We start from the raw sequence: 8,321 nt of genomic DNA, 5'->3' as shown, positions 1-8,321 counted from the left end.
ACCCAGCCCAGCCCAGCCCAACTCAGCCCAACTCAGCTCAGCCCAACTCAGCCCAACTCAGCTCAGCCCAGCTCAGCCCAACTCAGCCCAACTCAGCCCAGCTCAGCTCAGCTGATCGTGAACTCCGCCGAAGTCGCGGTCAGGTGTGTGAGTTTGCCTGTGGCGTCGCGAATGTCGCCGTTGTACCGGAAACGGTAACGTCCTGGCTCGGCGCTCGGGGGCACGGTCCACTGGATGCGGATGATCGAGGCAGCGGGCTGGCCGTCCGGGCGGCGCCAATGCATTTCGGTGACCCAGTCGTTGTCGTCCGCGACCCGTTGCCAGGCACTGCCGTCGGCTCGCTGCACCTCGTAATACGTTCCGTTGGCGTGGAAGTCGTTGTTGGGATGGGCGCCGCAGAACTCCACCGCGATCGTCCGTCCTGCCGAGCCGTTCGGCGGCTGGATCAACACGTCACCGAAGGTGCGCCCGGCCACCGGCGCGTCCGGCGGCACCGGCGGCAGCAGATCCGGCTGCGGTCCGACGGTCCAGTCCAGCGGGGCCGGCCCGCGGCCCAGATCCACGCGGGCGGCCATCGCGCGGGCGAGACGGTCGAATTCCTGCATGTACGCCGACAGTGTCCAGCGACCGAACTGGGTCTCCCCGCCCTCGTACTGCTGTGAGACGTACTCCTCCGGGGTGGTCACGTACTGGCTGTAGCCGTTGGCGTAGCCCTGCAGCAGTACGTGTTCGAGCGGCACCCCGAGATCGTGCGCGACGATCTGGCGGACCCGCAATCCCGCCACGATGGTGAATTCGGCGGGGCCACTGGCCAATACGAGATCACCGATGCGCATGATCTGGATCATCAGCACCTGCGGATTCCACGGCCGCGGCGGCATGATGCCCAGCGGCAGCAGAATCAGCTTGGGCGCCTGCACATCTCGCATCCACTGCTCGATCGGTGCGTGCACGCCACCCAATGCCGCCACGATGGGGTCGACATCGCCCTCACGCAGGAACGGCAGCTGGCTGTTCCAGTTGTCCTCCTCGCTGGTCGCCACGGCCCCGGCGCCCATCATCGCCGGGGAGGTGCGGGCGGGCTTGCCGTCGGGCGTGTACGAACCGTCGATCGCGACGTCGGCCATATTCACATAGCGCGCAACCGAATCCACGCCGCCGCGGCTCATGGGCCGCGCCGACGCGAACGCCGCCCGCCCGGCCTGGTACTGCCGTTCGCCGATGATCGCGCAGTTGTCCCGGTTGTTCTCGGTGGGGCCGGTCGGATGGAATTTGATCAGGTTCAGGTTGGGTGTGATGTCGCCCGCGTTGGTCTGCGGGAACGCGGCCACGAAACCGGGCGACCCGTCCAGATAGCGCACGCCCATCTCGTCGTGCTCCCAGCGGTAGCTGGCGTAACCCTTGTTGTCGGCGGAGATGAGCGTGTTGTGGTCCGTCAGGGACGTGCCGTGGGTGGCGAACCAGGCGATCGCGCCGACGTCCCGGTTGCCCTGGCGCAGCCGCAGGACGGTCATCATCGGGTCGATGGCGTCGGGGAACTGCGCCTTGTCCTCGGGCGGGTCGAGTTCGAACGCGACCCGGGAGCGGTTGGCGCCCGCGTTGTGCAGCTCACCGTGGCCGAGCAGGAGCGTGCCGGGTGCCAGGCGTTCGTGCGCCTGGACGACCGCGCTGACGATCCCGCTCACCTCGGCCTCGAAGGAATTCAGCTGAAATCCGTACGCGGCAGCGGAATACGCGTATTCGCGGGCGGTTCCGCCGCAGGAGTTGTGGTTGTGGGTGGCGTTGATATTGACGTTGTGCTCGGTGTAGAGGGTGCCGAACCGCGGTGCCAGACGTTGCAGCGCTTCGAGGTACACCGACTGGAACAGGCACGCGTTGTCGGTATTGACGAAGGCCACGCGGCTGCCGGTCGCCTGATCCACGATGATGTAGGCGCGTGCCCGACATCGCATCAGCAGGCCGGTGGCCACCTGGTCCGCCTCGGAGTAGCCCATCATGCCCTGTCCGGCGGGCGCACCGGTGATGTCGCCGATGCCGCAGCCGATCAGATAGCCCTGCGCATCCCCCCGGTCATCATGCCGCAAAGACCGCGCGGCGGCGGCATTCGTGCCGACCAGCCCGGTGGCGCCTACCGCGGCCACCGCCGCACCACCGGCCAGCACCGACCGTCGCGAAACCGTCATACCGGAACTCCTTCGGTTTGCCGCGTGATGGCGCGTCCCGGCCGCGACCAGCGGTTCCGCGTCCAACAACCCTGCGCGTTCTGTCCGGCGAAGCGTACTGGTCATGTGACCAGTACGCCACCCCGCAGTGAATATCGTCCGACGAACGCGGCTCAATCATCAGCAGACACGCTGCGATGGCAGAGTACTGGCATCCGAGGTACTCACTCACGGCAAACGGCCGGTGGTCAGACAGTTGCCTACCCGGAATCGTCTCCGGTCGACCGGGCGTGCACAGCCCAGCCGGCGACATCGGCTTGCGATCGAACGAGTCCCAGCACCACGACGGCACGTGGCCGGAATCTCCAGGGCCCAATCGCAGTCACGGCACCCGATCCTCGACAATCTCTGCCGAGTGCCCGCCTGGACGAACCGGGCAGGCAGAGCGCTCAGCCGACCTCGGCCGTGAGCGGCAGGTCCTCCACCGATCCGCCGACGTGCAGGGTGAACGTGCCTGGCTCCACCGCCCAACCGTCCGAGGTCCAATGCTCGAATGCTCGCTGCGGCAACGGAATCTGCACGCGACGGGACTGTCCGGGTTCGAGGGTGAGGGTCGCGAACGCCGCCAGCCAGCGCACCGGCCGGTCGATCGCACTGTGCTCGCGCGACAGATAGGCCTGCACAACGTGTTTGCCCGCACGGTCGCCGGTATTGCGCACCGTGACAGCCGCAGTCCTGCCCTGCACCGTGAGATCGTCCATCTCCCAGGTGGTGTAGCCCAGACCGTGCCCGAACGGGTAGGCGGGACGTACGTCCGCGCGCAGCCAGGCGCGGTAACCGATATGCACGCCTTCGCGGTAGACCAGCGCGCCGTCAGCGTCCGGAGTCACGTCCAGCACAGGGACGTCGGCCATCTCCGCGGGCCAGGTGGTGGGCAGGCGGCCGCCGGGTTCACGCGCGCCGGTCAGCACGTCGGCCAGCGCCGCACCGAACTCCTGGCCGGGAAACCACGACAGCAGCACTGCGGCGACCTCTTCGCGCCACGGCATCTCCACGGGCGCACCGGAATTCACCACGACGACCGTCCGCGAATTCACCGCAGCGACGGCCGCGACGAGGTCGTCCTGGCGTCCGGGCAGCCGCAGCGTGGTCCGGTCGAAGCCCTCGCTCTCGATCTGCTCGGAGGTGCCGACGACCACGACCGCGACCTCCGAGGTGCGCGCCAATTCCACTGCGGCGGCGAACTCTTCGTCATCCGTGCGGCGCGGGCGGGTGACACCGAGTGTGACGCCGAGGAATACGCCGAGACCCGGGATCGGCGTGAGATCGCTGATCGTGACCCGGACGTCGACCTCCTGACCGACGGCCAGGGTCCTGGTCACCGACAGCTGCGGCGGATCCAGCAGTGCGGCAATGGGATCGGCGCTGTCGTTGGCCGGGGTTCCCTCCGCGACGGTCTCACCGTCGATATCCAGGCGGACCCGGCCGGCCGCGCCGACACCCAGTTGCCACTCCCCCGTCGCGTCCGCCCGCACGCGGGCGCGCAACTCGATCCGGGAGGCGCGCTCGGATGCCGGATCGCCGAACAGCACCAGGCTCGCTGCCGTGCGGTGCTGAGTGGCAATGACGGTGTCGCCGTCGAGGTATCGGAGACTCAGGCCCTCCTCACCGGTCTCGGGATCGGTGAGCAGCGCCAGAGGAACGGGAGTGAGGTTGTCCGACAACCACACTCCCGGTGTATGGGTCACCGGCAATACCGCACCGAGACCTTCCAACGGGGTGGTCGTGCGCGCGGGAATCACGGTCGCGCTGCCACCGCCCATGAACCGAGGCTCAGCCGCGCCCGGGCCCAGCAGCGCGATGGTGGGACCGGACGATGCCGCCGACTCGGACGAACGACTCGACACATTGCGCCCGGCCGAATCCGATGGAGACGAATCCGTACGCCCCCGTGGCTGCTCGACCGGCTCAGCAGCACCCGCCGACCCGGATGTGTGACCGGGCAGCGGCAGCACACCCTCGTTGCGCACCAACACCATCGCCTCAGCCGCTGCCCGGCGAACCAATTCCCGCGCCTGATCATCGGTGAATTCCGGAGCGGCACGCGGTGATCCGTCGAGTGCGCCCACCCGAGTAGCGAATCTCAGTATGCGCCTGACCTTCTCATCGATCGCGGCCTCCGGCACCCGGCCCGCACGCACCGCCTCCGCCAGCGGTTCGCCCCACAGCATCGGCGGTCCGGGCATACACAGATCCGTGCTCGCGGCCGCACCGTCGGTCGAGCGGATCGCGGTCCAGTCCGATACCACGACGCCGTCGAAACCCCAACTGCCCTTGAGTGGTTCGTCCAGCAGCGGATTCTCGGTCATCGTTACGCCGTCGACCGAGTTGTAGGACGCCATCAGCATCCACGCTCCGGCGCCGACGCTGCGCTCGAACGGATACAGATACAGCTCGCGCAGGACGCGATCGTCCGCGCGCACGTCGACGGTGAAGCGGTCGGTCTCGGAATCGTTGGCCACGTAGTGTTTCGGGCAGGCCGCAACCCCGTGCGCCTGCACCGCGCGGACGTACGCCTCGGCCATCTCACCGGTCAGCATGGGATCCTCGGAAAAGCATTCGAAATGCCTTCCGCCCAAGGGAGATCGATGCAGGTTGACGGTCGGGCCGAGGACGGCGTACACATTCTTGCGCCGGGCCTCGGCCGCGATCAGCGCGCCGATCTCACCGAGCAACTCGCGGTCCCAGGTCGCGGCCAGGGCGGTGCCGGACGGCAGGCTCACCGATGGATCGCGCTCGTCCCAGCGCTCCCCGCGCACACCTGTCGGCCCGTCCGACACCGGCATCTCCGCCAGTCCGAGCGCGGGATCGCCGGCCATCCGGAACATGCTCGCTCCCGAGATCAGCCGCAATTTCCCCGGCAGATCCAGCTTCGCCGACAACTCCTCGATACGGTCGTCCATGGCTGCCTCACTCGTCTCGACTGCGATTCGCCGCCCAGGCTACCCGACCGACCACTCGGTTAGTTAGGAAAGGCGGGTATGCGACGTCCCCTTCGCCTCCAGACACTCATCGATCAGCTCACCTGCACCGAACCAGCCTCATAGGTCCCTTTGCCACCGGGCGGGACCGTGCCCATCTGCGTCCCCGAGCAGTTGGTGCTCGAGTACACGGTGGCGACCGCGTCGGTATTGTTCGCGATCGCCGTCGGGATCGTCGCGTTGCCGAATGCGAGGCATCCCGACGGATTCTGATAAAACGCACCGTCGATATTCAGCGCACCCGTGGCCGCCTGGGCCGGTGCGGCCGCGAGCGCCGCCAGGAACAGACCGCCGGCAAGGACCGGTACCAGACGCTTCATGCTCGCTCCTCTGATCGGTGGACAGGGGTCACCGACAGCGGTCGAACTCGTCGGCAAACCAGTGGTTAACCACAGTAGTACGCCCGAAAGCCCTGAGCCCGCCGTGACACCGCGGTCACGAGTTCGCGAATATCAGCCGAGCGTCTCGAGGATCTCGGCGGCCAGCGGACCGGAGGAGGCTGGGTTCTGGCCGGTGTGGAGATTGCGATCGACCTCGATGTGCGGCGCCCAGGGCTCACCCTCACGGAAGTCGACACCCAGTTCGACGAGGCGATCCTGCAGCAACCATTTCGCCCGGTCGGCGAAACCGGCCTGCTCCTCCTCGACGTTGGTGAATGCGGTGAGCCGGTATCCGGCGAACGGGGAGTTGCCATCGGGGCCGACGGTGGCCAGCAGGGCCGCGGGAGCATGGCAGACCACACCGAGCGGTTTGCCCGAGGCGAGCGTGCGGGTCAGCACGGCGGCCGAGGCGGCGTTACTCGACAGATCTTCCATCGGGCCGTGGCCGCCGGGATAGAAGACCGCGTCGAACTCGTCCGGGTCGACCGCCTCGAGCCGCACCGGATGCTCCAATTCGGCGGCGGCCCGCAACGCGGCGGCCATCCGTTCAGCTCCCTCCGCACCCCCGTTGAACTCCGGCGCGAGGCTACCGCGATCGACCACCGGCACCACCCCGCCCGGCGTCGCCACGACGATCTCCTTACCGGCGTCCTTGAACGCCCGATACGGCGCGACGAACTCCTCGGCCCAGAATCCGGTCGGATGCTTCGTACCGTCCGCCAACGTCCAGTGGTCCGACCCGGTCAAGACGAACAAGATCTTCGACACGTATAACCTCCTGAGTCTCGATTCGACGCCCGCACCCTGTCCCGGCCGCCGCATTACCCACGGTAGGTATCACACCAACACTCGACCAATAGGCTAACCAATGCGGTAAATCCGCAATCCGATGGCCATCGATGGGCAGCGCACGCGTGATTCCGCGACAAGTGCCTCGTCAGCGATCTGCCACCAGAGTAGTTGCTGCGCAGGGCGTTCGAGGTTGTCGGTCTGTGTCGCTAGAATAGATCGATTGCCTGGTAGTAACTTTTCGAGGAGTCCGGGTGCTGTGCGTCGTTCAATTGCAGGAAATGCGCCTCCAAAAGATCTGCACCCCTTACCTATTCGATCTCACGGTCTGTTTCATGGTTCGAAAAATACTTCGTGCTGGATGTGTGCCGAGGCCGATTCTGCGATAGGATTCGAACATGGATTCGATGAGGGAGGGGACCGGGCGGCTCGATGCCGCGCCGTTGCTGTCGGCGGTGACCGATTTGCTCGAACAGTCGCTGACGCCGTTGCCGGATCGGGATCTGGTGGAGGTACTGCGGGAGGTGGAACGCGGGGCCCGCATGCTGGCCGCGGTGCAGCATCGGTTGTTGATCGAGGTGGACATCCGCAAGCTCCCTCTGGACAGCGGAGACAAGACGGTCAAACGATTCCTGATGAACACTTTGCGCCTGGGCAGCGCCGAGGCCGGAGCTCGCGTCCACGCGGCGTTTCAGGTCGGAACCACCTTCAACCTGTCCGGCGACGCGGAGGACCCGCAGTTGCCCGATACAGCGGCGGCGTTGCGGCGGGGGGATATTTCTCTGGATCATGTGCGGGGTGTGGCGGCGGTGATGAAGCGTGTTCCGCGCGGGGTGGGCATGGATGAGCGGGAGGCCGCCGAACAGCTGCTGGCTCAGCTGGCCGTGGATGGCAACCCGGATGATCTGGGCAAGCTGGGGGATAAAATCCTGGGGTATCTGGATCCGGACGGTCGCATCACCGATGACACCGACCGCGCCCGGATGCGCGGCATCCGGATCGGGCGTCAACGCGCGGACGGGATGTCCCCGATCACCGGGGACCTGGACCCGGCGCTGCGGGCCCTACTGGATGCGTTCCTGGCCAAATACGCGCGCCCCGGGGTAGCGAACCCGCAAGACCCGACCAGTCCCGGCGTCGATTTGGATCGCGCGGATCCAGGGGTGATACGGGCTGCTGCCCAGCGTGATACCCGCACCGCCGATCAGCGCACTCATGACGCGGTGAAACTGCTGCTCACCGATCTGGTCGACCGCGACCGGCTGGGCAAGCATCGTGGAATCCCGGTCACCGCGATCCTGACGATGAAACTCACCGACCTGGAGCAGCTGTCCGGGGTGGCGACCACCGCCACGGGAGGCACGATCCCGATCGCAGACGCCCTGGTCCTGGCGGAGACCTCGCGCAAGTATTTGGCGGTGTTCGACCACGCCGGGTTGCCCCTGCATCTGGGGCGAGAGAAGCGTTTGGCCACGGCGGATCAGCGGTTCGCATTGATCTCCGCGCTGCAAGGGTGTTCGCGGCCCGGCTGTGATGCGCCCGCCGCGTTGTGCGCGGTGCACCACGTGAAGGATTACCGCAAGGGCGGGGCCACCGATATTGAGAACCTGGTGCTGGCGTGCGATCACTGCCATGCCCGCATCACCGACACCGACGAAGGCTGGCGCACCACCGTATTGGCTGAGGATTCCGAGTATCCCGGCCGTACCGCGTGGATCGCCCCGTGGCATGTGGATCCCACCCAGACTCCGAAGGTCAACCACCGCCACAATGCCGCAGGACTGTTGGGTGAGGCCCTCGCGGCGATCCATCTGCGTCGTGAAGAAGACCGGGCGGCGTATCACCAGTGGCGGCAGCAAGAGGAACGAGAGTCCGCCGAGTATCGCGCACACCGATTATCGGAGTCGACCGCGGCGTAGCCCGCGGCCCCGACCCACCCCGGCGAAGCC

General features: G+C 66.9%; 5 protein-coding genes. 1 reads left to right on the top strand and 4 read right to left on the bottom strand.

Annotated features, from left to right (window positions below; genetic code table 11):
- Positions 1–107 precede the first annotated feature (107 nt).
- The 4 genes from JZ791_RS42710 to JZ791_RS42695 form a co-directional block, all read right to left on the bottom strand.
- Complete coding sequence (locus JZ791_RS42710) at positions 108–2,183, bottom strand: neutral/alkaline non-lysosomal ceramidase N-terminal domain-containing protein (RefSeq protein ID WP_216903437.1); 2,076 nt, start codon at positions 2,181–2,183, stop codon at positions 108–110.
- Between the two features lie 428 nt (positions 2,184–2,611).
- Positions 2,612–5,125, bottom strand: a complete 2,514-nt coding sequence (locus JZ791_RS45775; RefSeq protein WP_254207328.1) for a beta-glucosidase family protein — start codon at positions 5,123–5,125, stop codon at positions 2,612–2,614.
- A 113-nt stretch (positions 5,126–5,238) separates the two neighbouring features.
- A complete protein-coding gene (locus tag JZ791_RS42700; protein ID WP_216903435.1) occupies positions 5,239–5,523 on the bottom strand; it encodes a hypothetical protein in 285 nt (94 codons plus the stop codon).
- Between the two features lie 132 nt (positions 5,524–5,655).
- Positions 5,656–6,351, bottom strand: coding sequence for a type 1 glutamine amidotransferase domain-containing protein (locus JZ791_RS42695; RefSeq protein ID WP_216903433.1), 696 nt, complete (start codon positions 6,349–6,351; stop codon positions 5,656–5,658).
- 419 nt (positions 6,352–6,770) lie between these two features.
- On the opposite strand from JZ791_RS42695, the gene JZ791_RS42690 reads away from it, so the two are divergent.
- Positions 6,771–8,291 carry an HNH endonuclease signature motif containing protein gene (locus JZ791_RS42690; protein ID WP_254207326.1) on the top strand — a complete coding sequence of 507 codons (1,521 nt, stop codon included), beginning with the start codon at positions 6,771–6,773 and terminating at the stop codon, positions 8,289–8,291.
- Positions 8,292–8,321 lie beyond the last annotated feature (30 nt).

The sequence above is a fragment of the Nocardia alni genome (assembly GCF_019038435.1).
Classification (GTDB): domain Bacteria; phylum Actinomycetota; class Actinomycetes; order Mycobacteriales; family Mycobacteriaceae; genus Nocardia; species Nocardia alni.
This window is presented reverse-complemented; position numbering and strand designations above follow the sequence as displayed.

What these genes read in the sequence shown, in the direction of transcription:
- JZ791_RS42710 (WP_216903437.1), bottom strand. Translation starts at nt 2,183, where the DNA reads ATGACGGTTTCGCGACGGTCGGTGCTGGCCGGTGGTGCGGCGGTGGCC.
- JZ791_RS45775 (WP_254207328.1), bottom strand. Translation starts at nt 5,125, where the DNA reads ATGGACGACCGTATCGAGGAGTTGTCGGCGAAGCTGGATCTGCCGGGG.
- JZ791_RS42700 (WP_216903435.1), bottom strand. Translation starts at nt 5,523, where the DNA reads ATGAAGCGTCTGGTACCGGTCCTTGCCGGCGGTCTGTTCCTGGCGGCG.
- JZ791_RS42690 (WP_254207326.1), top strand. Translation starts at nt 6,771, where the DNA reads ATGGATTCGATGAGGGAGGGGACCGGGCGGCTCGATGCCGCGCCGTTG.